General features: G+C 55.7%; 16 protein-coding genes. 11 read left to right on the top strand and 5 right to left on the bottom strand.

Translation table 11 applies throughout. The features are described 5' to 3' along the window. Positions 1-7: 7 nt before the first annotated feature. The 4 genes from D3A97_RS17200 to D3A97_RS17185 all read right to left on the bottom strand — a co-directional run bounded on the left by D3A97_RS17200 (position 8) and on the right by D3A97_RS17185 (position 5629). Positions 8-3322, bottom strand: a complete 3315-nt coding sequence (locus D3A97_RS17200; protein ID WP_119080153.1) for a TonB-dependent receptor — start codon at positions 3320-3322, stop codon at positions 8-10. 237 nt (positions 3323-3559) lie between these two features. Beyond that, on the bottom strand, positions 3560-4687 hold the full coding sequence (locus tag D3A97_RS17195; protein WP_119079768.1) for a FecR family protein: 1128 nt from the start codon (positions 4685-4687) through the stop codon (positions 3560-3562). Positions 4688-4747: 60 nt separating this feature from the next. After that, the gene (locus tag D3A97_RS17190) at positions 4748-5344 is read right to left on the bottom strand and encodes an RNA polymerase sigma factor (RefSeq protein WP_119079767.1); all 597 of its coding nucleotides are present in this window, start codon (positions 5342-5344) and stop codon (positions 4748-4750) included. A 36-nt stretch (positions 5345-5380) separates the two neighbouring features. After that, the gene (locus D3A97_RS17185; protein WP_119079766.1) at positions 5381-5629 is read right to left on the bottom strand and encodes a hypothetical protein; all 249 of its coding nucleotides are present in this window, start codon (positions 5627-5629) and stop codon (positions 5381-5383) included. A 965-nt stretch (positions 5630-6594) separates the two neighbouring features. On the opposite strand from D3A97_RS17185, the gene D3A97_RS17175 reads away from it, so the two are divergent. Continuing rightward, positions 6595-8682: a polysaccharide lyase family 8 super-sandwich domain-containing protein gene (locus D3A97_RS17175; RefSeq protein WP_119079764.1), complete on the top strand. Its 2088-nt coding sequence runs from the start codon at positions 6595-6597 to the stop codon at positions 8680-8682. A 79-nt stretch (positions 8683-8761) separates the two neighbouring features. Here D3A97_RS17175 and D3A97_RS17170 read toward each other — a convergent pair whose 3' ends face one another. Continuing rightward, complete coding sequence (locus D3A97_RS17170; RefSeq protein WP_119079763.1) at positions 8762-11326, bottom strand: TonB-dependent receptor; 2565 nt, start codon at positions 11324-11326, stop codon at positions 8762-8764. 279 nt (positions 11327-11605) lie between these two features. On the opposite strand from D3A97_RS17170, the gene D3A97_RS17165 reads away from it, so the two are divergent. The 10 genes from D3A97_RS17165 to D3A97_RS17120 all read left to right on the top strand — a co-directional run bounded on the left by D3A97_RS17165 (position 11606) and on the right by D3A97_RS17120 (position 25777). Beyond that, the gene (locus D3A97_RS17165; protein ID WP_157986599.1) at positions 11606-12373 is read left to right on the top strand and encodes a motility-associated ABC transporter substrate-binding family protein; all 768 of its coding nucleotides are present in this window, start codon (positions 11606-11608) and stop codon (positions 12371-12373) included. Between the two features lie 74 nt (positions 12374-12447). Continuing rightward, entirely contained in the window at positions 12448-13005 is a 558-nt protein-coding gene (locus D3A97_RS17160) for a DUF4256 domain-containing protein (RefSeq protein WP_119079761.1), read from the top strand. 159 nt (positions 13006-13164) lie between these two features. After that, entirely contained in the window at positions 13165-13728 is a 564-nt protein-coding gene (locus D3A97_RS17155; protein ID WP_157986598.1) for an RNA polymerase sigma-70 factor, read from the top strand. 63 nt (positions 13729-13791) lie between these two features. Next, a complete protein-coding gene (locus D3A97_RS17150) occupies positions 13792-14979 on the top strand; it encodes a FecR family protein (RefSeq protein ID WP_119079759.1) in 1188 nt (395 codons plus the stop codon). A 347-nt stretch (positions 14980-15326) separates the two neighbouring features. Continuing rightward, a complete protein-coding gene (locus D3A97_RS17145) occupies positions 15327-18665 on the top strand; it encodes a TonB-dependent receptor (RefSeq protein ID WP_198674041.1) in 3339 nt (1112 codons plus the stop codon). A gap of 75 nt (positions 18666-18740) precedes the next feature. Next, complete coding sequence (locus D3A97_RS17140; protein ID WP_198674040.1) at positions 18741-20138, top strand: RagB/SusD family nutrient uptake outer membrane protein; 1398 nt, start codon at positions 18741-18743, stop codon at positions 20136-20138. A 35-nt stretch (positions 20139-20173) separates the two neighbouring features. Continuing rightward, positions 20174-21382: a serine hydrolase domain-containing protein gene (locus D3A97_RS17135; protein WP_119079756.1), complete on the top strand. Its 1209-nt coding sequence runs from the start codon at positions 20174-20176 to the stop codon at positions 21380-21382. Positions 21383-21402: 20 nt separating this feature from the next. After that, positions 21403-23019: a serine hydrolase gene (locus D3A97_RS17130; RefSeq protein ID WP_198674039.1), complete on the top strand. Its 1617-nt coding sequence runs from the start codon at positions 21403-21405 to the stop codon at positions 23017-23019. Position 23020: 1 nt separating this feature from the next. Next, the gene (locus tag D3A97_RS17125; protein WP_119079754.1) at positions 23021-24718 is read left to right on the top strand and encodes a serine hydrolase domain-containing protein; all 1698 of its coding nucleotides are present in this window, start codon (positions 23021-23023) and stop codon (positions 24716-24718) included. A 39-nt stretch (positions 24719-24757) separates the two neighbouring features. After that, positions 24758-25777, top strand: coding sequence for a dipeptide epimerase (locus D3A97_RS17120; RefSeq protein ID WP_119079753.1), 1020 nt, complete (start codon positions 24758-24760; stop codon positions 25775-25777). Positions 25778-25785: the final 8 nt, after the last annotated feature.

Below are 25785 nucleotides of genomic sequence, written 5' to 3'. Positions count from 1 at the left end.
ATAAGAATTAAAATTTCAGGTTAATGCCGGCCAGTATGGTTTTGGCGGCGGGATACGTACCGTAGTCAAGCCCCTGGCTGAGAGAGGAGCTGCCAAAGCGGTTCACCTCCGGGTCGTAGCCATTGTACCGGGTAATGGTGAACAGGTTCTGCGCGGCCACGTACACTTTCAGGGAGTTGACGCGCAGGCGGCCGAGCCAGGCCTGCGGCAGGTTGTAACCCAGTGAAATATTCTTGAAACGCAGGTAAGCCCCGTCTTCTACCTGGAAGCTGCTGAGCACGCGCGAGCCGCCCGCAGCATTGGCGCGTGGCATGCTGTTGCTGGGGTGCTGCGGCGTCCAGCGGTCCAGCACGCGGGCGCTCTGGTTGTTGCCGCCGGTGAGGTTCAGCAGGTCAAAGTTGCCGTAGTTCAGTATCTCGTTGCCATAGTTGCCCTGAATGAACACATTCAGTTCTACGCCTTTATAAGTAAAGGTGTTGTTGAGGCCGCCAAAAAAGTCGGGGTTGGAATTGCCGATGATGTCCCTGTCATTATCATTGATCACACCGTCCCCGTTGCGGTCTTTGTAACGGATGTCTCCCGGCTTGGCGGTTTTCTGGGCGGAGGCGTCTATTTCTTCCTTGCTCTGGAAAATACCGTCCATCACCAGCCCGTAAAAATTGCCGAGCGAGCTGCCTACCCGCAGCAGTATGGGGTTGATGGAGGTGTTGAAAAGACGGGCGTCTACGCCGGTGGTGAACTCATCGCGCCCGTCCAGCCGCAGCACTTCGTTGCGGTTGAAGGTGATGTTGAAGTCAGTGGTCCACCGGAAATCATGCCGGTCTATGTTCACGCTGGCCAGGGACAGTTCCACGCCGCGGTTGCGCACGCTGCCGATGTTCTTGAGCGTAGTGGTGAAGCCGGAAGAAGTGGGCACGCTGACGGAGAACAGCAGGTCCGAGGTCTTTTTATTATAGTAGTCTGCCGTGAGCTGCAGGCGGTTGTTGAAGAAGGCCAGGTCTATGCCGGCGTCAAACTGCGCGTTCTTTTCCCAGCGGAGGTCGGGGTTGGCAATGCCGGCGGTATTGGAGGCCGCCTGCAGGGTGCCGCCCAGCACGTACTGCGAGGTGGAAATGTTGGCGAGGTATTGATAGTCGCCTATTTCCTGGTTGCCGGACAGGCCGTAGCTCACGCGTACTTTGGCATCTGAAAGGAAAGATTGCCTTTGCATGAAGTTTTCGTTCATCAGTTTCCAGGCCAGCGCGCCGGAAGGGAAGATGCCGAACTTGCGCTGCGGGCCGAAGCGGCTGGAACCGTCGCGGCGGGCGGTGAGCGTTAGCAGGAAACGGTCGTCAAACCCGTAGTTGACCCGCGCAATGTAGGATATCAGCTTCCAGTTGCTGGCGCCGGAGCTGGGAGACACCAGCGTGGAGCCCGCGCCCAGGTTGTTGTATTGCGCAAAGTCGTCAGAAAACGTGTTGGCCCTGGCGGTGGCATTTTCCGTGCTCAGCCCCTGGATGGTATAACCCAGCAGGGCGTTGAGGGAATGGTAATGACCGATCTGCCGGGTGTAATGCAGCGTGTTCTCATTAAGCCAGTTGATGCTTTGCGAGTTGGCCACTGCGGCGGAACCGCCAAGGGTGGCGCCGGCCAGCGCCAGCCGGGTGGTATAGCTGTTGGTTTTGGAGGCCTGCAGGTCTGCGCCCAGGCTGGTGCGGAAGTGCAAGCCGTCTATGATCTCGTAGTCCAGGTACGTGTTGGCCAGCAGGCGCAGCACGGAATTTTTGCTGATGATCTCGTTGGTAACGGCCAGCGGGTTGTCTACGCCGTAGCCGTTCAGCGAGCCCTGGTTTTTATAATAGCTGCCGTCTTCATTGAACACGGGGAAAGTGGGGGAATAGCTCAGGGCAGAGCTGGTAACGCCGCCGCCTTCCGTACCGTCTACGTCCGTTTTGGCATTGTTGCTTTGCGTGTAGGCGCCCTGCATGGAAAGGCCGGTCTTTACGCGGGAAGTGATGTTGTTAGTGAGGTTGGCGCGGAGGGTATACCGTTTGAAGCCGGAGTTTTTGATGATGCCCTGCTGATCGTAATACCCTGCTGAAATAGCATAGCGCGATTTTTCCGAGCCGCCGCTTACGCCCAGCTGGTGGTTCTGGATGGGCGCGTTGTGCAATACCACGTTTTGCCAGTCCGTGCCTTCGCCAAAAGTTTCCGGCAGCGCCCTTTCCGGCGTGCTGCCGTTAAAGTAGGGTGCGGCGCCGTTGTTGGCCAGCGCTTCGTTCACGAACAGGGCAAACTGTTGTGCGTTCAGCAGCGGGATGGTCCTGCGGGCAGATTGCGAGCCGTAGTAGCCATTGTACGTTACCACGGCCTTTCCCGGCATACCTTGTTTGGTGGTGACCATCACCACGCCGTTGGAGCCCCTGGAACCGTAGATGGCCGTGGCGGAGGCGTCTTTCAGTATTTCGATGGATTCTACATCGTCCGCGTTAATAGAATTGAGCCCGCCTGATACGGGAAAACCGTCTATCACGTACAAGGGGTCATTGCCCGCGTTCACCGAGCCGGAGCCGCGTATGCGGATGGTGGCCGCACCGCCCGGGCGCGCGGAGTTGGTGGTGACCTGTACGCCAGCCGCGCGGCCCTGCATGGCCCTGTCTAACGACGGGATGGGCGTGGACTTGATGGCGGATTCTCCCACTTTGGCCACCGCGCCGGTAAGGTCGCTTTTTTTGACGGTGCCGTACCCCACTACTACCGTTTCATTCAGGCTACTGGCCGCTTCCTTGAGCGTAATATCCGCCGCGCCGCCGCGGGCCGCCAGCTCCTGCGGTTCAAAGCCGAGCGAGCTGATCTGCAGCACCGCCCCGGGCCGCACGCCTTTCAGGGAAAAGTGGCCGTTACCATCTGTTTTAGTGCCGTGCATGGTACCTTTTACCAGCACGGTAGCGCCCGGCACCGGCCCGCCTTTGGAATCCCTGACCGTGCCGGTGGCCGTGATCAGCGAGTCTGCCGCGGGTGGCGGCGCGGCAGGTGCGTGCCCGTCTGCCCGCCGTTTGATAATGATGCTGTTGCCTTCAAGGGTGTAGGTGAGGGGCTGGCCTTTTATGCAAAGGTCCAGCACCTCCTGCAGCGAGGCGTTCTTTACAGACAGCGTAACCGGCGCTGTATTGCGCAGCACCGTTTCGCCATAGATCACAGACACGCCGGTGCGCGCGGTGATTTCCTTGAACAGTTTTTGCAGCGGTACGTTTTTGACCGACAGCGTTACCTGCTGTGAAAGACCGGTTGCACTCACATGCATGCATGTAACAAAGAGGATAAATGCAGTGATCTTGATCATTTTGCACAACGTGGTTAAGAACCTGCGCCGGCGCAGGGCTTTTTCATTCGCATTAAAATACATACTTTAGCGGTGTTTGGTAGTCTAACAATAGTCCTTCCAGATTATAGGGAATACCAGATACAGCCGGGAGTGTTGCAACCACTTCCGGTTTTTTTGTGTATTCCCTTAAAAGATCTTCTTACGTGTTTTTCTATTTGGTTGAAAAAGTTATGTGGCGTTCGTGTTGTTGTACGATTATGGCAATACCGTTATTTTCCTCCCTTCCAGTTTCAGGTGGTTGAACCCGCTGCCTTCCAGCATATGCAACACGGCTTCCAGGCTCATGCTGCGGCTGATGGCGCCTCCATACAGTTCTGCGCTCGGCTTTACACCATACACTATTTCTACATTATACCAGCGGGATATTTCTCTCAATATGGTTTCAAGGTCCATGTTATCAAACAGGAAGAGGCCGTTCTTCCAGGCAATGGCTTTGGCCGTATCTGCTTCCTGCACGGCAAAATGTGCGCTGCCGCCTTCCAGTACGGCCTGCTGGCCCGGCCGCAGCACACGTTCGGCCGCCGCGTGCTTTACGCGTACGGCGCCGCTGAGCAGCGTGGTGTTCATGGCCTTTTCATCTTCATAGGCCATCACGTCAAAACGGGTACCCAGCACCTGTACTTCCATATCATTCACCTTTACTATAAAAGGCCTGGAAGGCGCCTGCGCAATTTCAAAGTAGCCCTGGCCTTTCAGCTCCACCACTCTTTGCTGCCCGGTGAAAGCGGTGGGGTAGCGGAGGGAGGACGCGGAGTTGAGCCATACCTTGCTGCCGTCCGGCAGGGTGAGGCCAAAGCGGCCGCCCTTGGGCGTAACCAGTGTATTGATCTGCGGCGCGTTGCCGCTTGCTACCGCTGTATAATGCAGCTGGCCGTTGCTTTGCCGGATGTTCCGGCGTATCTGCTGGTTGCCCATACTGTCTAGCGGTACGGTGGTGCCGTCTGCCAGCACCAGCGTGGCCTGGTTGTAAGCGGGCTGTATAGTGTTTTTTGTGCCTGCCGTTTGCGGCGGCGGGGCCACCCGTTCCTGCCGCAGCATATACAACAATCCCGCGCCGGCTATGGCCAGTACTGCAGCGGCGGCCAGCCAGTAGGCGGGGCGGCGGCGTTCCGCACGGCGCGCCCTGCGGAGGATGGCGCCGGCCAGCGCTGTTTCTTTTTCAGGCGGCAGCGGCGGGTGCTCCGCTGTTGCCAGCAGTTGCTGCACCGCATCGGGGAGGCGCAGGTCACGGTCTTTGACCAGTTGCAGAAATTCTTCCACCTCCGGCGGCGTAAGCGTACCGGCAAGGTAGCCTTGCAGCAGTATGTCGAATCTTGTAGGCATGTATTATGTATAAAGACACATCCCGGGAAGGATATTACTAGTTGCCCGGAAAATTTTTTTTCAAAGGCCGGCCTGCACCAGGCAGATAACGAGTAAAACGCCGGTGGCGGCCCGTTCCAGGAAGTGACGGATGTTTACCAGCGCCTGGGCCAGGTGGTTGCGCACGGTATGCTGGCTGATGTTGAGCCTGGCGGCTATTTCTTCCTGCTTTAACCCTTTTTCCTTGCTGAGCTGATAGATCAGGCGCTGCCGGTCAGGCAGGTGGGCAATGGCCTGGTGGAGAAAACCGCGGGACTCTTTTCGCAGCAGGGCCTGCTCGGGGTTGTCCGCAGACTCGCTGAAGTATTCCAGCAATGCGTCGGTGAACTGCCGGCTGTGGGATTTTTTGCGCAGCTCGTTCAGGATATGATGGCGGGCGCTGGTGTAGAGGTAGGCCTGCAGGTTTTCCACGCCGGAAAGGCTGGCGCGGTTGAGCCATATTTTGAGGAACACTTCCTGCACCATGTCTTCCGCCAGCCCGGCGGATTTGGTCATGAGAAAAGCAACGCTGTAAATGTGATGGCTGTAGAGATGGAAGAACTCGCGGAACGCGGATTCATCACCTGCGGCCAGGCGTGCTGGCAATGGGTCCGTATGGTTGACGCGGTCCTTTTTCATAACGTTGCGTGGAGGCGGTACTAATATATAAACTTTTCAGCATTCGGAATAGTCCGAAGAAAAAGTGCCGTTTACGGCGTACAGCTTGTCTATGGGGATGTGTACGGAATCGTCCAGCACCATCCACTGGCGGCCTTCTTTTTCATACATGGCTGTAACAAGGCCGTTGGCGCGGGTAACACCGTTGTCTTCATACAGCACGCCGGCGGGTTGCCGGTGCTCGTAAAGGTCTTGTATGATCGTATAGAAACTGCCGTTGCTGGGGAGAGTTTGACGCGTGTCCATGGCCTGAATTTTTTACAAAGGTAGGGAAGTTTGAAAGACGGGACAGGTGGTGGAAGGGCCGGCCAAAAACGAGTACGCGAAAGCGCGGTTCTTTTCCTGTTCGCCGGAATATTTGCGGAAACGTTCAGTCCCGGAAATGAGCCTGTATGCCCGTTTGTTGCTTTGACCCAAAACCGGGACTGTCCCAAATGTACCTTGCACCCGAAAATGCCAAAAACATACACTCCCCATACACTATGGTGGGAGTATCCTGGCAGTATGGTGGGAGTAACGTGGGAGTAAGGTGGGAGTAACGTGCTGGTAAAGTAGCCTGTCTTATCCTGGAAAAACTTTACAGCGAGGTAGGTTAATACGGCTTTGGCTTTACAGGTTGGGTATTAATCCTACCAGCACTTTACAGTTGGTTGCCAAAGTAGTTGTTTTTTTGGTTTTCTGGGTCTTATCCTGGAAAAACCTTGCAGGAAGGTAACCGCCAGGTACGGTTTTACGGCTGTAAACCGCATTGCCCGCCTGCGGCGGCTTCACCCCCCCGGGGGCAAGATGGCAGTTTTCCCGCTTCGCGGCGCTATTTACCCGCCTGGCGGCATGGGGGTTATATTACCTGCCGGAGTGGTTTTTCTGCCCGGGAATGGGCTAAAAAACGTTCCGCGGGGCCTGCTCCCTTACCGGAACATCCCGTTTTACCCCTCCTGACAGGCCATTTTCAGTCCCGTTTTTTGTATTTCGGGTGCGGGGAGTGCATGGTTTTTAGGGTATCAAAAAATTATCCGATCATTTTACCGTCCCGTTTCCAGGACTGTTCAGGCACTCCGGCAGTCCCGGAAGCAGGACTGGAACAGTCCCGTTTTCAGGACATGGGGCCCCCCGGGAATGACGGGGATTTTTGCGGCCCTGAAAAGATATTGCATAGTGCAAAAGCCGGTGAAAAAAATTATTTTGTGGCTGCATAAAAAATTCCACGTAACATGCAAAGACGCACTACTGCATTTGCCATCGTACTATTTGTACTGGCATCTTGCTTCAACAGCTACGCACAGGATATCCATGTAATTAAAAAAAGGATGGTAGATGACCTGCTGCAGCCGCCCGTGAACGCCGCCGCTATTACTCAGCTGGTGCGCACCATCCGGGCAGACGGCACCTGGCCCGGCATCAACTACCAGGATGTTTCCCGCACAGGTTTTCAGCACGCGCAACATCTCAACAACATGCTGGCATTGGCCAGGGCCTACAAAAAGCCCGGCTCTCCGCTCTCCGGGAACGCGCCGGTGAAAGAGACCTTCTCAAAGGCGCTTGATTTCTGGCTCGAGAAAGACTTCAGGTGCGATAACTGGTGGTGGAACGAAATGGGCACCCCCGGCCTGATGATCAACATCCTGCTGGTGATGGACAGCAGCCTTACCGCAAAACAGCGGGTAGAAGGCCTTCGTATTGCACACCGGGCCAACCTGGAAACCTTTGGCGCCCGCCCCGGTGGAGACCTGATGCCCATTGCCGGCATGCTGGGCAAGCAGGCCCTGTTCACCAACAGTCCAGACACGCTGCGGCGGGTGATCACGGTGATGGCGGCGGAAATCAAGACCAGCACCGGCCGCGGCCTGAAGCCGGATATGAGCTTTCACCACCGTACAGACAATGTGATCTCCACCCTTACCTACGGCAGTAATTTTGCCGCCTCTTTTGCCTACTGGGCGGCCAAGATACAGGGCACGCAATTCTCCTTCCCAGAAAGCGCCATGGAACTGCTCGTGGATTATTTTCTCGATGGCATCTGCCAGTCGCTCGTATATGCCACCTATCCTGACCCCGGCGCCATGAACCGGGATGTAAGCCGGCGGAACGCCTTGCATAAAGAAGGTACCGAGCTGCCGGAAAACCTGCTGGCCGCCACCAGGTACCGGGCCGGGGAACTGGAAAACGTGGTCCGCATACGCAGGGGAGAAGTAAAGGCCAACCTGACAAGAGACCGCTACTTCTGGTACTCACATTATTATACCCATCAGCGCCCCAACTACTACGCGTCTGCACGCATGCACTCCGCCCGTGCCAATAACATGGAAGAGCCGCACAATGAAGAAGGCATCAAAAACCATCATTATGGGGACGGTTCCTTTTTTATCTCCCGCACCGGTCAGGAGTATTTCAACATCTACCCCGTATGGGACTGGCAGAAAATACCGGGCGCTACCATCCTGCAAAAAGCAGACGTACCGCACTGGAAGCAGCTGGCCAAAAAAGGCCGCACCCATTTTTCAGGCGGCGTGAGTGACGGGGTGTATGGCGTAGCCGGTTTTGATTTTGCCAGCGTGCATGATCCGCTCAAAGCGCGCAAGGGATGGTTCTTTTTTGACAATGAGATCGTTTGCCTCGGCGCGGGCATTCATGCGGATACGGCCTTGCCGGTGCTGACCACCCTCAACCAGTGTTTGCTGAACAGGCAGGTGATGGCGGGCGTGAACAACAAGGCCACCACCTTGAAAACAGGCAAGCACGCGCTGCGGAACGTATCCTGGGTGTGGCATGACAGTGTGGCCTATGTATTCCCGCAGCCGGCCGGTGTAAACATCGCCAACGGGGAGGCCACCGGCAACTGGCGGCAGATCACCCACCAGGCCTGGGCTACCACGGAAACCGTGCGCGAAAATGTATTTTCCCTTTGGCTGGACCATGGCGTGCGGCCGCAAAATGCCGGTTACGCCTGGGTGGTGGTGCCAAACACCAGCGCCGCCTCTGCCGCCGCATACAGCAAAAGCATGCCGGTGAAAATACTGGCCAATACGCCCGCGTTGCAGGCCGTGCAGCATACCGGCCTGCAAAGAACAGGGATCGTTTTTTATGAAGCGGGATCTGTAAAGGTGAATGACCGGCTAACGCTGGCCGCAACACAGCCCTGCATCGTGATGGTGAAGGCGGATGGCGCCGCCGTTAGCGCACTGGCGGTAGCGGAGCCTACGCAAAAGCTGGGCTCCCTGCAGCTGACAATGAATGACCGCACGGTAGACGTAACGCTGCCAGCGGGAGCGCAGGCCGGCAGCACGGTGATAGTGCAGTAGGCCGTTTGTGACATCATGATAAAAGCCGGAAGGAGATGGTCCTTCCGGCTCTTTTTTTGTTGTAACGCCGCTATCCGGTTTAGTTATTGCCGGCGCTGAAAACGTAACGCAGCGTTACGCCAAATGTTCTGGGATCTCCCAGTACCGCGGCATAATGCCCCGCGTTGCCGCCGGCCACCAGCAATTGCTCAAAATAATCCTGGTTGAACAGGTTGCGCCCCCATACAAAAACAGATACGCCCTTTGTTGCGCGGAAACCAAGCCGGCCGTTGAGCAGGGCATAACCATCTACGTTAAGGTAAGCAGAAGGGGACGAGCTGGAAGAAAAGCCGGAACGGTAATAACCGTCCAGCGCCAGGAAGTACCGGCCGCCCTGGCCCAGGAACTTGCCGCCGGTAGAGGCTTCGCCGCCCAGGGTTACCGTCCAGTCCGAAATGCCGGGCAGCTTGCTGCCGGAAATATCTTTGAAGGCGTTGGGGCCGCCGGTTTCTTCCAGCGGCACGGGCGCATTTTTGAAAGACTTGTATTTGCCGTCTATATAGGCTACCGCGCCAAAGAGCGAGAAGTGGTTGTTGAACCGGATGTTACCGTCCAGTTCGGCGCCGCGTACCTGTACTTTTTCCGCATTGGCCAGGTAGCCGCGGTTTACGCCCAGTTCAGCCGTTTGTACCTGCGTCTGGAAGTCCCGGATGTCTGTGTTGTAAATAGCGAGGTTCAGGGTAGAAGAGGCAGAGGGGGTGGTTTTGATGCCCACTTCGTAATGCTGCACGTACTCCGGCTTGATCTCCGCCAGTTCCAGCATGGGCTTGCCGCTGGCCGTAGGCAGCCCGCCCAGGTTGAGGCCCACCGGTTTGTAGTTGGTGGAGTAAGTGGCGTAGGTGTTGATGTTGTTATTGGCTTTGTAGGAAACAGTGATCTGGCCGGAAAGGTTGGTATTATCGGTATTGGCAATGAAGGCCTGGTCTGTATACACTACGGCCTTCAACGCCAGCAGGGCGGGATCTGTGGTTTCCAGGCCGCCGTATGTTTTGCGGTTGAAGTCCACTTTTTTGTCATCATAATTATACCGCAGGCCGGGCAGTACATGCAGCTTGTCTGTGATGGCCCAGTCCAGTTGCCCGAATACAGCGGCGCTGAGCGTTTGCAGGCGGGAAGTGGTGCGGATGCCGTACCCTTCCAGCAGCCCCGGTGTTTTCCATAATTCGCTGGTGGAGTTTTGGGAGAAACGCCATTGCGCCGCGCCGGACTCTTCAATGTGAACAGGATCGGTCTTAAGGTCTTGCCCGATCACGAAAACACCGATCACGCCGCTCAGTTTGGAAGAGAAGTTACCGGCGTAGCGCACCTCCTGTGACCATTGTTTGTGTTTGGAAGTAGCCTGGGACAAGGTCAGCACAGGCAGCGCCGTAAAGTCGCGGTCGTTAGACGGGTCCCAGTTCCAGTAGCGCCAGGCCGAAGTGGCCGTGAGGGTACCGCCGCCGATCCTGGCGTCTACGTTCAGCGATACGCCGCCCTGGTCGTTACCGGAGCGCCACGTGGTATTATGGTCTATCAGCCGGTCAAACGGGTTGCGGCTGGGCAGCTGGTAGTTAAGATCGGCAATGATGGCGTCAAACTGGCGGTAGTCTGCGCGCTGCGTTTTTACCACGCCGGCCACTACCTGCGCATACCCTTCCGGGCGCTGGCGGGATGCGTCTCCGGTGAGCGTAAGGCTTACCCGGTCACTAGGGATATAGAGCAATTGCGCGCGCCCGCCGATATTGTTGATGTCGTTCACATATTTGAGGGAAGACACGTTATAAATGGTGCCGTCCCGCTGCGTGCCGGAGAAAGACACGCGGCCGGCCAGCTTGCTGCCGATACCGCCGGTAATGGAGCCTTTGGCCTGGATGTAGCCATAGTTGCCATAGCTTACTTCCGCGGTGCCGCCCGGTGTGAAAGACGGTTTGCGGGTGGTGATGTTGAGGGCGCCGGCCGTGGTGTTCTTGCCGAACAGCGTACCCTGCGGGCCGCGCAGCACTTCTATCTGTTCTACATCCACAAAATCGAACGTAGTGGCTGCCGGGCGGGCATAATATACGCCGTCCAGGTAAAAGCCAACGCCGGGGTCAATACCGTCGTTCGTGAGGCCGAAGGTAGAGCCGAGGCCGCGGATGTTGAGCGTGGTGTTGCGCGGGTTGGAAGAGTAGAGCTGTACGGACGGTATCAGCTCTTTTACGCGGTTCACGTTGAATGCGCCCGCATCTTCAATGGCGCCGCCCCGTACCACTGAAATGGCAATGGGCACGCTCTGTATCTTTTCATTACGGCGGCGGGCCGTTACAGATACCTCATTGAGCTGGCGGTTATCTACCGTCAGGATGATCTCGAGCGATTGCTGGTTTTGCTCGGTCACTTCAATTTCGCGGGTGGTGAAACCAATGGAACTAACGGCCAGGCCTAGCGGGAAAGGAGCATAGGTCTGCAGGCTGAACTGGCCTTTATTGTCTGCAATGGCATGGTTGGTGGAGCCTTTCAGGCTAATGGTGGCACCGGGAACAGGGGAGCCCTTTTCACCCTTTACAACGCCTTTGATGATCTTTTGTGCAAAAGCTGCGTTGACCAGCAGGGTGGTAAGGAGCAGGAGAGGAAGTACTTTTTTCATGTTGATTATTGTGGATGTTGGTTGTTTTACTATATAAAGTCTATTTAGTCTACCAAATTTGTAGACAAATATAGGGCGGGATTTGAATTAATCATTATTTTTTTTGGAACTGGATGCATTTGCGGCAAGGAAACCATGCAGGACCGCACATGCCGTGTTCATAACCGGACAGGGAAGCGCTGCGGAGAAAAATGCAAGCCATTGCTGCTCAACGGATTTTAGCCAGGCAGCCTTATTGGCAGCATATTTGGCCTCCCAGGGGCATTAAATCCCGTTGTTATGAAAATTACAATAAACGCACTATCGAAAACAGGCCTGGCCATGCTGACCGCCTGTACACTGTTTTATGCGAACATATCACAGGCGCAAACATCCTCCGCCAAACGGCATATCATTGTAGATGTTGGCCATGGCCAACGGTTCTACAGCGCGCCGGGTACCAGCACCGGTAATGACGTGGCGCCGGTAGAAAGGGTGAACTATATAACCGGTGAGGTGGAGAAGAACGCCGGCTCGCTGAACGCGAAGGTCAGTTATCTGAAAACCGCTATAACAGCAGAAAGCCTGGCAAAGAGCGATGTATTGTTCATGCACATACCCTCATCGAAATTCAGCCCTGCGGAAGTGAAGGCCATTCATGAATACCTGCGGAAAGGCGGTTCGCTGTTCCTGGTCATGGACGTAGATTATTGGTCTACCCTGGCCCAAACGAACGTGAATGACCTCATCAGCCCCTACGGTATCACGTATAAGCATGACAATCCTGACACGGAAACCAACGGCGGGTATGCGAAGGCAGGACCCGTTACCGCCGGCCGGCTTAGTATTCCCTACCATGGCGCGCGGATCGTAGAAGGTGGTTCTCCCTTTTGTTTCAGTAATACAACACAAGACCATCCGTTCGGCGTTTATAAGGCACTTGACGGCGGTGGCAAGATCATTGTAATGGGAGACGGCATGGTATCTCTCTATATGGCGGAATGGAAGGGGGTAACTTATCCCTGCGCTGAATTTATGCAGCATGCATTTGCCTGGTTGTTGAACTGATGCCGCTACCTGGCCGCTGAAAAATTTTTGCCATTACGCTGCCGGGCGTATATTTGTAGCTAAATAGCTACATAATGAAAAAGAAGCTGACCCAGGAACAGCAGGAGAAACTGCTCCAAACATTGAAAGCCCGTTTTGAAAAGAACATGCACCGCCATAAGGGCATTGAATGGGCCAAAGTGCGGGCAAAGCTGGAAGCTAAACCCGCAAAACTATGGTCTCTCAACGCTATGGAAGAAACGGAGGGGGAGCCTGACGTGGTAGGGCATGATAAAAAGACGGGCGAATATACATTTTATGATTGTGCTGCGGAAAGCCCCAAAGGCCGCAGGAATGTTTGTTATGACCATGAAGCATTGGAAGCAAGAAAAGAGCATAAGCCGGAAGACAGCGCTGTTAACATGGCTAAGGACATGGGCATTGAATTGTTGACGGAAGAAGAATACCGGGAGCTGCAGCAACTGGGTAATTTCGATATGAAAACATCCAGTTGGGTGCAAACGCCCGCCGCTATCAGGAAGCTGGATGGCGCGCTCTTTTGCGACCGCCGCTATGGCCATGTTTTCACCTACCACAACGGTGCGCAGTCTTACTACGGTGTCAGGGGGTTCCGTGGCTCGCTGAAGGTATAGGCATTTCAGCTTGTAGTTTTTCCTAATATAAGTGATTCCCGGTTTTCTGATGCGTTTTGAAGCAGCGGCAAGATGAGCTAAATACTGGTGCAGGTAATTTCCCGGATTATTTATTATCTTATTGCTAAATTTGAGGATTATTCAGCAAACTGGCCGTTATTGAATACGCTTTACCATTCTTATACTGACGAGCAGTTATTTCCCTTGCTACAGGATGGCGATGAGGCCGCTTTCACGGAGATTTACCAGCGCTATTGGAAACTGCTGTTTGCAGTGGCCGCCAATAAAACGGGGGTGCTGGCGGATGCCGAGGAAATTGTGCAGGAAATATTTGCGGACCTCTGGAAACGGAGAACGGCCATCAGTATCCGCCATTCTCTGAAAGCGTACCTGGCGGGCGCCGTCAAATTCCAGGTGTATGTTTATTTTGATAAACAGCACCGGCAGCGCCTCTGCCAGCAGGAAGCCGTTTCAGGCGAGGCGCAGGTAGCGCCTTCTTACGATTATAAAGCGCTGGAAGAACAGGTACACCAGGTAACGGCCCAACTGCCCGAGCGCTGCAGGCTGGTGTACGAGCTGAGCCGCAACGCGGGCCTCACGCATAAAGAAATTGCCCGCACACTGGAAATTTCCGAGAAAACCGTGGAAAACCAGATCACCAAAGCGCTGAAACATCTGCACGCAGCGCTCCGTTCTCTCCTCTCCCTGGTAGGGACCTTGTAATTTTTTTTTGATGGCATAGGGGGAAGCCCGTTGTTTTCTTACTTATAGGAAAATATACGCGTTATGCCCGGAAACAATAGGGAAGATCTCGCCTATTACCAACAGCTTATCCGGAAGCTGATAGACGGATCTATAGATGAATCCGAGAGGCAGCAGCTGGAAAACTGGTACAATAAAGGATTGGAAGACCCTGTGCATATACCGGCCAATTTTGTGGCCGGGGAAGAAGAGCAGGAAAAGCGGCTGCTGGAACAGATCAGGAACAGGGCCGGATTGCCGGCCGCCAGGCGTGTTCCCATGTGGAGCGCCCGGAGCTGGTGGGCTGCCGCCGCCCTGGTGGTGATGGCAGGCACAGGCTTCCTGCTATACCGCAGCGGCAACGGCAGCGGGTCAAAAGACGGGCATCCTGCGCCGGTGGTGCAAGACGTGAAGGCGCCGCGGACCAACCGCGCCACCATCACCCTGGCAGACGGCTCCCAGCTGGTGCTGGACAGTATGGCCAACGGAACAACGGCGCTGCAGGCGCATGCGCAACTGGTGAAGCTCTCCGGCGGCCAGATCGCTTATAAAGACGCCGAGCCGGGGGGTAAAGCGGATGAACCGGTGTACAATACGCTTACAAATCCCAGGGGCAGCCAGGTGGTGAGCATCGGCCTTTCAGACGGTTCCCGCGTATGGCTGAACGCAGGCTCGTCCATTACTTACCCCGTGGTGTTCAGTGGAAAGAAGCGCGCCGTGGAGCTGAAGGGAGAAGGATATTTTGAAGTGGCAAAAAAAGCGGGCCAGCAGTTTGTAGTGACCGCCCGCGGTGTGCAAACCGAAGTGCTGGGCACGCATTTTAATATTAATGCCTACGAAGAGGAAACAGATACCAGGATCACGCTGCTGGAAGGAGCAGTGCAAGTACAATTACCGGGCGCGGCGCAGCAGGGCCCGCATGTTTTGAGGCCCGGAGAACAGGCATCGGTAACGGCCGCGGGAAAACTGACCACCACGCGCCCCGACCTGGACCAGGTATTGGCCTGGAAGCAGGGGGATTTCTACTTCAGCGGCGCGGACATCGAAACCGTGATGCGCCAGGCGGCCCGGTGGTACGACCTGGAGGTGGAATACCGCGGCAAGGTGACCGGCACCCTCTCCGGCGATGTTTCGCGGAGCGTGAACGCCTCAGAGCTGTTTCACATGCTGGAGCTGACCGGCCGCGTAGGGTTTGAGATACAGGGAAGAAAAGTGATCGTCATTCCTAAATAAATTCAGAGTATATGCAACAAGACCAAAATCAGGTTTATTCCGGCGCAACGCCGATGGTGCAAGACAGTAGAGGCTTTCCGCAGTACCATAGCAAATAGGGGTATTCAAATAAAAGGCCGCTCCGTGGTTCAGACGGAACGGCCGGAATTTGGGTAAACCCGGTTTGCACTGGGAAATACAATCTCGCTTGACTGTTTTCTTTTCTTCACCCAAACCAGTCCCGGGGGTAACCGGGACCCGGCAAAGATATGACTTTAACCAAGAAGTTGCCTGTCAGAAGATGGCGCAATACGCTTCCACGCGTCACCCTTCTTCAAGAAATTTTTAAACACAATGTGATCCGAGCCATGAAACTGTCTACGGTCTTTTTACTGATCGGCTGTCTTTCCGCTAGTGCAAGAGGATACACACAGATACTCACCATTAACGAAAAAGACGCGCCCATTTCCCGCGTTTTCCGGGAAATCAAGAAGCAGACGGGGTACAACTTCGTCTACTTTGACAGTGATATACGGCAAGCGCAGCGCGTTACCGTACAGGTGAACAACAGTCCCCTGGAAGACGTGCTGAAACTATGCCTGAAAGACCAGCCCGTTTCCTACAAGATCGTGAACAAAACGATCATCCTGTCCCGGAACGCAGCCTCTTCCTTCCGCCAGGCCGCCGCGGCCGATTCTGTAAGAGGAGATATTACGGGCAGGCTCATTACGCCGGCAGGAGAGCCGGTATGGGGCGCCAGCATCTTTATCAAGGGCAGTTCCAAAGGAGCGCAGTCTAACGAGCAGGGCCGTTTCCAGCTGAACGGCGTGCGGGAAGGCGCGGTGATCGTGATCACTTTTGTGGGCTATGCCACCCAGGAGCTGACGGCCCATTTCCAGCAGAACGGCGCCGTTCGTTTGAGCGGCGGTAAAGACGCCGCTGTTACCCGCACGGCAGAAGGTGAGATCACCGTGATCATGAAGCCAGCGGCACGGCAGATAGATGAAGTGTTGGTAGTGCCTTACGGCACGCAAAGCCGCGCTTCCTATACCGGCTCCGCCACCACCGTGAAAAGCGAGCAGCTGGAAGACCGCTCCCGCCCGTCCTACCAGCAATCCCTCCAGGGCAACGTAGCCGGTCTGCAGGTGATGGAATCTACCGGCCAGCCGGGCGCCGCGCCCACCGTACGGCTCAGGGGCATCAGCTCTTTCAGCGGTATCAATACGCCTTTGTACGTGGTAGACGGCGTGCCGATGCTTACCCAGGAAATTACCACGCTGGCCACCTCTTCCAACTCCGGCGCAGGCATCAATCCCAATGACATTGAGTCTATCACCGTGCTGAAAGACGCCTCCGCAGCGGCTATTTACGGGTCGCAGGGCGCCAACGGCGTTATTCTCATCACCACCAAAAAAGGTGCGGCGGGCAGAACAAAAATATCCGCATCCGCCAATTACGGTGTTAACCAGATGGCCACTTCCGCCCGCAACAAACCGCTGAACACAGCGGAAATGACCTCCATGCTGATAGAAGGGGTGATCAACCGGAATGTCAACAACATCTCCACGCCAGACGCCGCGCTGGATTACCTGGTGAGCCAGGGCCTGAAGCCCGACGTGAATACGGACTGGATGGACGTGATCACGCAAACCGGCCAGTACCAGCAGTACAACCTGTCTGCTTCCGGCGGTAACGATAAAACGAAGTTCTTCCTTTCAGGAGGGTATTATAAACAGGATGCCGTTACCCGCGGACAGTGGTTTGACCGGAAAACCGGCCGGCTTTCCGTGAACCACAAGGCAAGCAACCGGCTGAGCTTCAACGGTTCCATGAACCTGGCATCGCAACGGCTGAGCACCGTACCCGCAGCGGGCCTGGGGCAAAACCCCATACGCGGCCTGTACAGGCTGGTACCCTGGCTCTCGCCCTATACGGAAAACGGGGACTACAACCCGCTGATCACCCACAACCCGGAAGTGGTGAGGAACGAAAACAAGTATGAGACCAGCATTTACCAGGCCATCGGCAACATAGGCGCGCAACTGCAGTTGACAGACTACCTGTCTGCCGAATCAAAAGTAGGCATAGACCTGCACTACTCCGATGATTACCGCTACTGGAGCCCGCTTTGGCCGGACGGCCGGGGCACCAACGGCAGGGGATCTGAATACAGCACCCTGTGGCATAACTGGACGGTTTCCAACCTCCTGAAGTTCAACAAACAATTAGGCGGGCTGGGCATCAACGCCACGGTTGGGCAGGAAGCCGCGCGGCGTAACCTGAAGAGGGTGAGCACGCAAGCCAACAATTTTGCCGCCGAAGACCTGTATACCCTCGGCAACGCTTCCGAGCCTTTCATTGCCTGGAGCTACAAGGCAGCGGCCACCCTGGCTTCCTACTTCGTCAATACCAGCTTTAATTACGATCAGAAATATTACCTGAACCTTACCGGCAGGAGAGACGGCTCATCCCGTTTCGGCAGCCTGGTGCGCTGGGCCAACTTCTGGTCTGCCGGCGGCGCCTGGAACATAGACAAGGAAAACTTCATGACGGGCGTTAGCTGGGTAGACCTGCTGAAACTGCGGGTGAGCTATGGCCTCAGCGGCAGCCAGCTGGGAGAGTACTACGGCGCGCAAGGCTACCTGCTCGGCGGCGCCAATTACATGAACAATCCCGGCTTCATCATAGCGCAGATAGAAAGCGGTACGCTTACCTGGGAAGAGAACCGCCCGCTGGACGTTGGGCTGGAGTTCGAGATCTTCCGCGGCCGCCTCTCCGGCGCCATTGACTGGTACACCCGCCGTACGGACAAGCTGTTCCAGGACATGCCCGTGCCCATGGAAAACGGCGTAGGCTCCCTGAACTTCAACGTAGGCTCCATGAAGAACTACGGCTGGGAATTTACCCTCAACGGGCAACCGGTTAAACCGAAAGTGGCCGGCGGGTTTGCATGGAACAGCAGCTTTAACATCTCCACGCAAAAGAACAAGATCCTCAAATACCAGGATTCCAGCAAGGTGCAGGGCGTGTACCTGCGGCAGATAGGCGGGGATTTCTACCAGTTCTACCTGCGCGGTTATGCCGGCGTAGACCCGCAAACAGGCGAGGCGCTCTGGTATACCAATGCATCCAAAAGCGCTACCACCAATGTATTCAACCAGGCAGCCCCCTTCAAGCAGGAAGGGATGAGCGCATTGCCCAGGTTCTTTGGCGGGTTTACCAATACCTTCACGTACAAAGGTCTGTCCTTGTCCGCCCTCATCTATTTCAACTGGGGCAATTATATCTATGACAACTGGGGGCAATATACCCAGTCAGACGGTTCGGCAGGGCTGGCGGAAACAGCGCAGATGAGCCGTATGACCTACAACAACCACTGGAAACAGCCGGGAGACAATGCCAAGTATCCCAAGATCATGTACCGTGGCACCCAGTCAGGGCTTACCGGCCAGTCTTCCACCCGCTTCCTGTACGATGGCAGCTACATCAGGCTGCGGGAAGTGACGCTCTCTTACCAGGTGCCGTTGAGAGGCCCGCTCACACAGGTAGTGAAAGGAGCGCAGGTATATGTCAGGGGTAACAACCTGTACACCTACATCCGCGACCCTTACCTGCCTTATGATCCCGAAGTGGACATCAGCGGCATTCTTGACCAGAATCTGCCCATTTCACGGCAGTATGCGGTGGGCGTCAACTTATCACTATAAACCATCAATACATTGTTTATGGAAATTATTACAGCTAGGGTAGTGCGAACTCTACATACATGTGCGTTTCTAATATTGGCCGGGGCGGCAGTGCTGCTGTCCGGTTGCGGCAAGAGCTTCCTGGAGCTGAAAAACCCGCAGGCAATAGACTTTGATCATATATCCGACCTTGAATCGCTTACCACGGCTTCTACCGGGGTGTACAGCCTCTTCAAGCAGTCCAATTACTATAACCGTACGTTCACGGTGATACCCGAGCTGATGTCTGACAACAGCTTTGTCAGCATCAAAAATTCAGGGCGGTACCTGAACGAAGACCGTTTTACTGTTACTAACGGAGACTCCTATATTACCGGCGCCTGGCAATTGATGAACCAGGTGGTTGCCAATGCCAACCTGGCATTGGCGGCCGGCCGGGCTATCAGTTTCTCCGCCGCCGAACAGGCGCAGGCCAACCAGGTAATGGGGGAACTATATGCCTGCCGCGCCCTGGCATGTTTTGACATGGTGCGGTTCTTTGCGCAGCCGTACCGTTTTACGGCAGACGCTTCCCACCCCGGCATCCCCATTTATACAGAGCCCGCCAGCCAGATCATTTACCCGGTCCGCGAAACCGTGAATAAAAGCTATCAGCAGATCATCACAGACCTGAAGCAGGCGGAATCGCTGCTGGGCAACGCCAAAAAGAACGGCCGCTTTACCCTTGCGGCCGCACAGGCGCTGCTGGCCAAAGTATACCTGTACCAGGAAGATTGGGTGAATGCGGAACTGTACGCCACCAAGGTGATCGACAACACCAGCTACTCCCTGCTGCAGAACCAGAACTATGTAGCCGGCTGGGCCGCCAAGTTCACCGCGGAATCTATTCTCGAAATAGGCAATACTTCTACCAGCAATTCCGGTTCGGACGGCATCGGGTATTTCACGGAGCAGAACGGTTATGGGGACCTGCTGGCCACCCAAGACCTGTATGATACCTACACGGCCACAGACGTGCGCCGCCAGCTGATAGTGCCCGGCGTGCGCGTGGGAGGAGAGCCGCAGGCGTACTTCATCAAAAAATACCCTAACGGCGTTGGCAGCAAGGACGATAATCCAAAAGTGCTGAGAAAGGCGGAGATATACCTGATACGGGCGGAAGCCAGGGCTGAACTGGCGCTCACAGACGCCTCCCGCCACGCGGGCGCGCTGGAAGATCTGAACACCATCGTTAAACGCGCGGATACGCAGGCGGCAGAGGTAGACCTCAGCGGCCAGGCACTGGTAGACCGCGTGTTGCTGGAACGGCGGAAAGAGCTGGCATTTGAAGGCAACCGCCTGTTTGATCTGAACCGGAAAGGCAAGGACGTGATCAACATCCAGTCAGATGCGCAGACCACGTATGCATACCCGCATAACCGTTTCATTATGCCGATCCCGTACAATGAAATAAACGCCAACCCCAACATGGAGCAAAACCCTGGCTGGCGTTGACCCGGTAATTATTTGTTAACTGAAAACTCAATAAGATGCGTTGGTACTATTCTAACCGTTATATAAAGTTATGCCCGTACGGCCTGATGCTGGCCATGCTGCTGCTGGCGGCCTGTTCCAAAAAAGACCTGCCGCCAACACTGCCCGATGTAAAGGCAGACACCAATGACCCGCAAACACTGGTAACAGACATGCCGGTGATAGACACGCAGATCACCAATTTTATGGCGCAGTACAATGTGCCCGGTGCGTCCATTGCGGTTACTAAAGACGGCAAGCTGGTATACGCCAAAGGTTATGGCCTGGCCGACCAGGAAACGCTGGAAGCGGTAGACACGGCCAGCCTGTTCCGCATAGCCAGCCTGTCCAAATTCATCACCGCCATCGGCATCATGAAGCTGGTGGAAGACGACGAGCTGGAGCTGACGGATAAAGTATTCGGTACCGGCGGCCTGCTGGGCGATACGCTGGGCAGCCTCCCGTACCCGGCCTACGTGGAAGATATTACGGTAGAGCACCTGCTGCGCCACGAAGGCGGCGGCTGGGGCAATTCCTCCAACGATCCCGCATTTGCGCAATCAACGCTGAATATTGACCAGTTGATAGGCTGGGCCATAGACAACCGGCCGCTGGCCACCTTGCCCGGCGCCAACCTGGATTACTCCAACCTGGGTTTCATGATACTGGGCCGCATTATTGAAAAAGTAAGCGGGCAGGCCTATGTGGACTTCATCCAGCAAAACGTGCTGACGCCGGCCGGTGTTACCAATATGCAGATAGGCGTGGCCACACTGGCAGGCAGGAAGCCTCATGAAGTGAAATACTACGGCCAGAGCGGCCAGAACCCGTACGGCTATGCCACCAATACCTTTTCAAGGTTGCGCGCCGCGGGCTCGTGGATTGCCAGCGCTATAGACCTGCTGCGCATTATGGTGCATGCGGACGGGTTCACCACGGTGCCGGACATGCTGGCGCCGGCCACCATCACTACCATGAGCACGCCTTCCACCATATCGAACTACGCGTTCGGTATCCGCATCAGCACTATCAGCCACAACTGGTACCACGGCGGTTCCCTGTCTGGCACCCGCACCTGGCTGGTGCGTACGTACCACGGGTACTGCTGGTCTATATTGCTGAACACCCGGAATACGACCGCTGCGTTCTCTACCGCGCTTGACCGCCTGATATGGCCGGCCGTGAACAGCAGCAGTACGGTATGGCCGGACCAGGACCTGTTTTAACATTTACTCAACCATCAAGCATGATGAAAGGTATGATCAATTTGACCGGCAGCACCTGCCGGAAAGTGCTGGTGTTGTGCTGCCTGGCAGTGACCTGCTCGGCCACGGCATACGCCCGGCAACAGGCCACTTTACCGCCGGGCCTGGACGCCTATATTGAAAAGGTGCTGAAAGTATTTCATGTGCCCGGTTTAAGCATTGCCGTGGTGAAAGACGGGCAGGTAGTGCTCTCCAAAGGCTACGGCATCAGGAAAACGGGCGGCGGCCAGCGGGTAGACGAGCATACGCTGTTCCCCATAGCGTCCAACTCCAAGGCCTTTACAGCTACTGCCCTGGGCATACTGGCCGAACGCGGCCAACTGAAGTGGGACGATCCGGTGATCGATCACCTGCCCTGGTTCCGCCTGTCTGATCCCTATGTAACGCGGGAGCTGACCATCAAAGACCTGCTGGTGCATAACAGCGGCCTTGCGCCTTACGCGGGCGACCTGATGCAGTTCCCCGTGACCACCTTTACCCGCAGGGAAATTGTGGAGAAGATACGCCACCTTCCGCTCGTGAACAGCTTCCGGTCTGCCTATGCGTATGACAATGTACTGTACCTGGCGGCGGGGGAAGTGATCAAGGCGGTAAGCGGGCTGGAATGGGAAGACTTCATCCGCCAGGAAATATTAACGCCCGCCGGTATGCGCGAAACGCTGCACCGCTTTTCCCTGTTCCAGCAGGAGGCAAACATTGCCGCATCGCACATCCCGGACAGCAAAGGGAATATCAGCGTGCTGGAAACTTTTTTTGAAGAAGGCATGAGCGATAAATCCAATCCCGCCGGCGGCATTGTATCCAACGCCACCGACATGGCAAAGTGGATGCTGCTGCAGCTCGATTCCGGCAGGATGGCAACAGGCAAGGCGCTGTTTAAACCCGCTACCACCACCTTGCTGTGGCAGGGCGTCAACCCCATGCCGGAGCTGAACGTACCCGCCTGGATAGCGCCGGCGCGCACATCGCTGAATGCCTATGCGCTGGGCTTCCGCGTATACCTGAACCGCGGCGCCAAGGTGGTGACCCACGGCGGCAAGCTGGACGGCTTTGTTTCCTGCGTGATGATGTTCCCGGAAATCAACCTGGGCATCACCGTACTCACCAACCAGGAGTCCGGCAACGCTTACAACGCCATCATCCAGCATATTGCAGACCATTACCTGAAAACGGCGCCCTTTGACTGGATAGCGGGCTACCGCAAGCAGGAAGACGCCAAATTTGCCCGCTTTTCCCAACTGGAGCAACAGGCGCTGGGCGTGCGTGACGCCAACTCCAGGCCCGCATTGCCGCTCCAAAAATATTGCGGCACCTACCGCGATCCCTGGTATGGAGATGTTGTCATCACCATGAAAGATGGAGGCCTGCATATGACATTCAGCCATACGCCGGTGTTTTACGGCAAGCTGGAGCACTGGCAATATGAGACCTTCATTGTACGCTGGGACCACCGCGAGGTGCGCGGAGATGCCTTTGTTACTTTTTCACTGACGCCCGAAGGAAAGATCGATGCGGTAAAGATGAAAGCCGTTTCGCCGCTAACAGACGTCAGCCTCGATTTTCATGACCTGGACCTAAAACCTGTTAACAAGAAGTGATATGAACCTGAAATATCTCCGGATAGGATGCTGCCTGGCCGGCGCGCTGGCATTTTCCCAGGCGCGGGCGCAGCAGCAAGACAGTGTGGTGCAGCGGCTCAACCGGCTGGTGGCATCCTATAGCAACCAAGAACCGGGCGGCGTGCTCATTGTCAGCCGCCAGGGGCAGCACATCTTTCACAAGGCTTTTGGCGTTGCCAACCTGGAGCAGCCACTGCCTATTACCGATACCACCCTGTTCGAGGCCGCATCGGTCTCCAAGCAGTTCACCGCCACGGCGCTGCTCTTGCTGGTAAGGCAGGGAAAGCTGCAACTGGAAGATGATATACGCAAATATTTCCCGCAGCTGCCAAACTATGGCCGCACTATTACCGTGCGGCAATGCCTTACGCACACCAGCGGGCTTAAAGACTGGCGGAACGTGACCTACCTCACCAGCTGGCCCACCGGCTACCGTTTAATGGACCAGGCCTTTGCGCTGCAGACCATCTTCCGGCAGGCTAACCTCAACTATACGCCCGGCGAACGTTTCTCTTACACCAATGCGGGGTACGACCTTGCCGCCAGGCTCGTAGAACAGCTCACCGGCATGCCCTTCTCCCGGTTTGTGCAGGACAGCCTGCTGGCGCCCGCCGGCATGACGCACTCGTTCTTCCGGAAAGGCTTCAGGGTGGTAACGCCCGGCAGGGCCACCGGTTATTACCTGGAGGGGAAAACGTTCAGGGCCGGTACCGTGATGGATGAAAGCTACGGCGCGGCGGGGCTTATCACCACCGCCGGGGACCTGCAGAAATGGCTGCTGTATGTCAACCATCACTTCGGCCCGGATGATCCCTTCACTACAATGCGGCTGGAACGCTACGTGCTCAACAACGGTGACACTTGCGACTACGCCAACGGCGGCGTGTACGTAAAGCACATCAAAGGCATTACGCAGATCAGCCATTCGGGCTTTCTGGCGGCGTTCCGCGCGCTCACCACATACTACCCGCAAGGGGATTATGCCGTGAGCTATGTAGGCAACAACCAGGAGATCTCCACCACGGAGCTGAATAACGAAATATTCAGCATCCTGTTTGACCGCGAAACCTCCGATCCGCTTCCTTACACCGAAAAAGACACCATCCCCACGCGCCCGGCAGACCTGGCGGGCAAAACAGGCAACTATATCAACACAACAGACAGTTCTGACGTACTGCAGTTCTTTGTCCGCAACAACCGCCTGCTGCAATACCGCGCGCCGCTGCACGCCCTTCCGGGCGGCCGGTTCCTGTATGACAAGGCGATCTATCAGTTTGCTGAAAAAGGAGGGTCGCTCACGATCACCCGGGGCGGCACTGCCACAGCGTATACGAAAGTAACGTTCCGCACCATTTCACCCGCCTTGCAGCAGCAACTGGCGGGAGCTTACCATAGTGAGGACTGTGATGTGACCATCTATCTTCAGCCACATGGCAAAGCGCTGATGATGCACCGCGCACCCTCGGACTCAGTACTGCTGGAGCCGGTTTACAACAACGGCACGCACGTGGGTTACAAAGGTTTTGACCACCGGCTCAGGGCCATCTATGATTTTACGGTGAGCGGCGGCAAGGTGGCCCGTTTGTCTATCAGCCTGCCAAGGGCCAACCGCATTTATTTCTACAAAACAAAAGAGAACGGCACGCCGCGTTTCCTGGCGGAGCTGGGCGCGCGGTGATCCGCACATTACAACAGTCAATTGAAAAAACAGATACGAATGAAACTCAGCTTTGAAAAATTCGAACTAAAGAAAAAATACCCGTTCACTATTTCGGGTCATACCATGCTTTCCCAAACCGTTATTTATGTAACAATTGAGCACGGCGGGTACACCGGTACCGGTGAGGCCAGCCCGGGATATTATTTTAATGAAACGGTAGATGATGTGGTAGCTTTCTACACCTCCCTGGCGCCCGATTTTGAAAAGTTCCCGAATATGGACAACCGCCAGGCCATTATGGACTTTGTAGACCAGAAAAGGCCCGGCCTCACCGCGGCAAAAGGAGGTATTGACATTGCCCTCAATGACCTTTACGGGAAAATGTCAGGCCAGCCCTGCTACAAGCTGTTTGGCGCCAACCCTGCTACCATGCCTATCACTTCTTTCACCATTGGCATGGACGAGCCGGCCATGATCCGGAAAAAGGTACGCGAGGCCACAGACTTCAAGCTGCTGAAGATCAAACTGGGCGGCGAGCGGGACAGGGAGATCATAGAAGCCATCCGCTCCGAATCAGACCAGCCGCTTACCGTAGATGCCAACCAGGGCTGGACGGACCGCCAGGAAGCGCTGGATATGATCCACTGGCTGAAAGAACGCAATACCATCTTTATTGAACAACCCATGGCCGCAGACCGCCGGGACGATAATGCCTGGGTTACCGAGCACAGCCCGCTGCCCGTGGTGGCAGACGAGGCCGTACAACGCCTGGCGGACGTGGAAAAGGCCAAAGGCGTATACCATGGCATCAATATCAAAATGTCTAAATGCACCGGCATGCTGGAAGGGTACAAGATCCTTCAGAAAGCACGCTCGCTGGGCCTGAAGGTAATGATCGGCTGCATGGGAGAATCTTCCGTGGCCATACTGGGCGCCGCCGCCATTGCCCCGCTGTGCGACTGGGTAGACCTTGACAGCAGCTGGCTGATGGCCAACAACCCTTACGAAGACCCGATCTTGAAAGAAGGAAGAATTATTTTATCAGACCAACCGGGCCTGGGCCTGCGTAAAAAATAGGAGTCAGG

The organism is Chitinophaga alhagiae (genome assembly GCF_003568665.1).
GTDB classification, from domain to species: Bacteria; Bacteroidota; Bacteroidia; order Chitinophagales; family Chitinophagaceae; genus Chitinophaga; species Chitinophaga alhagiae.
This window is presented reverse-complemented; position numbering and strand designations above follow the sequence as displayed.

What these genes read in the sequence shown, in the direction of transcription:
- D3A97_RS17145 (WP_198674041.1), top strand. Translation starts at nt 15,327, where the DNA reads ATGAAACTGTCTACGGTCTTTTTACTGATCGGCTGTCTTTCCGCTAGT.
- D3A97_RS17150 (WP_119079759.1), top strand. Translation starts at nt 13,792, where the DNA reads ATGCCCGGAAACAATAGGGAAGATCTCGCCTATTACCAACAGCTTATC.
- D3A97_RS17195 (WP_119079768.1), bottom strand. Translation starts at nt 4,687, where the DNA reads ATGCCTACAAGATTCGACATACTGCTGCAAGGCTACCTTGCCGGTACG.
- D3A97_RS17130 (WP_198674039.1), top strand. Translation starts at nt 21,403, where the DNA reads ATGATGAAAGGTATGATCAATTTGACCGGCAGCACCTGCCGGAAAGTG.
- D3A97_RS17170 (WP_119079763.1), bottom strand. Translation starts at nt 11,326, where the DNA reads ATGAAAAAAGTACTTCCTCTCCTGCTCCTTACCACCCTGCTGGTCAAC.
- D3A97_RS17185 (WP_119079766.1), bottom strand. Translation starts at nt 5,629, where the DNA reads ATGGACACGCGTCAAACTCTCCCCAGCAACGGCAGTTTCTATACGATC.
- D3A97_RS17135 (WP_119079756.1), top strand. Translation starts at nt 20,174, where the DNA reads ATGCGTTGGTACTATTCTAACCGTTATATAAAGTTATGCCCGTACGGC.
- D3A97_RS17175 (WP_119079764.1), top strand. Translation starts at nt 6,595, where the DNA reads ATGCAAAGACGCACTACTGCATTTGCCATCGTACTATTTGTACTGGCA.
- D3A97_RS17125 (WP_119079754.1), top strand. Translation starts at nt 23,021, where the DNA reads ATGAACCTGAAATATCTCCGGATAGGATGCTGCCTGGCCGGCGCGCTG.
- D3A97_RS17190 (WP_119079767.1), bottom strand. Translation starts at nt 5,344, where the DNA reads ATGAAAAAGGACCGCGTCAACCATACGGACCCATTGCCAGCACGCCTG.
- D3A97_RS17120 (WP_119079753.1), top strand. Translation starts at nt 24,758, where the DNA reads ATGAAACTCAGCTTTGAAAAATTCGAACTAAAGAAAAAATACCCGTTC.
- D3A97_RS17165 (WP_157986599.1), top strand. Translation starts at nt 11,606, where the DNA reads ATGAAAATTACAATAAACGCACTATCGAAAACAGGCCTGGCCATGCTG.
- D3A97_RS17160 (WP_119079761.1), top strand. Translation starts at nt 12,448, where the DNA reads ATGAAAAAGAAGCTGACCCAGGAACAGCAGGAGAAACTGCTCCAAACA.
- D3A97_RS17200 (WP_119080153.1), bottom strand. Translation starts at nt 3,322, where the DNA reads ATGATCAAGATCACTGCATTTATCCTCTTTGTTACATGCATGCATGTG.